Here is a 1030-nt window from a genome sequence, read left to right as displayed (position 1 = left end):
GTTTATGACGCGCTTACAGAAAATCTGGGATACTTGCTGGCTCAATGTCAAAAATGTATTTGATAATGCCTGCTTTTAGGTTCTCTTCAATCCCGCTCCTAAAATCTAAAATACTTGAGATTGCAGAATCATGTTGCAAATGGCGCCGCCAATGAACCTCATCTTCTCGGCCGTGAAATGAAAGTAATCTAGTTAATGCCATATGCGCAAACATTCCTGATTCTTCATCAACTGTATTGTGCATCACCACATGCGAATCAGAGTGGGTCTCTGTTGTGGTAAGATCCCAGGAGTGGAATAGCTGCTGAGCAATTGGTGATAGCTCTCTTAACTGCTTATTATCCCCGTTTGTGAAATAAACGTCATCTATGACCATGTGCCAATTTTCTTGAACCCCTTCATCTGTTTCGATAATTTCAATGAGTTTTTCTTTCTTGAAGCTAATATGAACACCGGAATTAACTTGCGGAGTGTATGAGAAATCACCAAGAAATTTACCCATTAAGCTATTACGCATTGCATCATTGAAGTTAAGATTGAAGTTTGACTTGGCCTTTGAGAAAACATCTAAATCTACCAGACTCCAAATCCCATACTTTCGCCATGCAATTAAAACGGGAAGCCCTAAGAGTTGCCCATAAGTCTTCAATTTAGATACGTAGTCAGGTCTGAGAGACAAAACATTTTTCTCACAAGACTTAACTTCAATTAAAACAGAAGTACTACCGGCACCACGCACATTAAAGTTTGCGAGTAGATCCGGAACCTGAAAATCATTTTTAGAAGTAGCTGGATACTGTTGCTGGTCTAATTTATGAACCAAACTACATTGACCGAGCCAGCCACAGATAATAGAAAACTCGTCTTCTAATGGAAGACCTATATTAAGTCTATGCACTCTTTCAGCGATGCTTTTCGCATCAGCGCTCCAACCTAGCTGCTCAAGAGATTCATGAATAAGTCTCTCTAAATCTGATGGTTTATCTTTCAAGCTGCCTCCATATGCTTAAGAAATATAACGCCCGGCTAA

1 protein-coding gene is annotated in these 1030 nt (G+C 39.7%); it reads right to left on the bottom strand.

The window, feature by feature from the left end; all coding sequences use genetic code 11:
* Nucleotides 1-13: 13 nt before the first annotated feature.
* A complete protein-coding gene (locus PL85_RS18520) occupies nucleotides 14-991 on the bottom strand; it encodes a hypothetical protein (protein ID WP_115340179.1) in 978 nt (325 codons plus the stop codon).
* Nucleotides 992-1030: the final 39 nt, after the last annotated feature.

Origin of the sequence: Vibrio anguillarum, from assembly GCF_001989995.2 — a bacterium.
In the GTDB taxonomy this organism is placed as follows: Bacteria; Pseudomonadota; Gammaproteobacteria; order Enterobacterales; family Vibrionaceae; genus Vibrio; species Vibrio anguillarum.
This window is presented reverse-complemented; position numbering and strand designations above follow the sequence as displayed.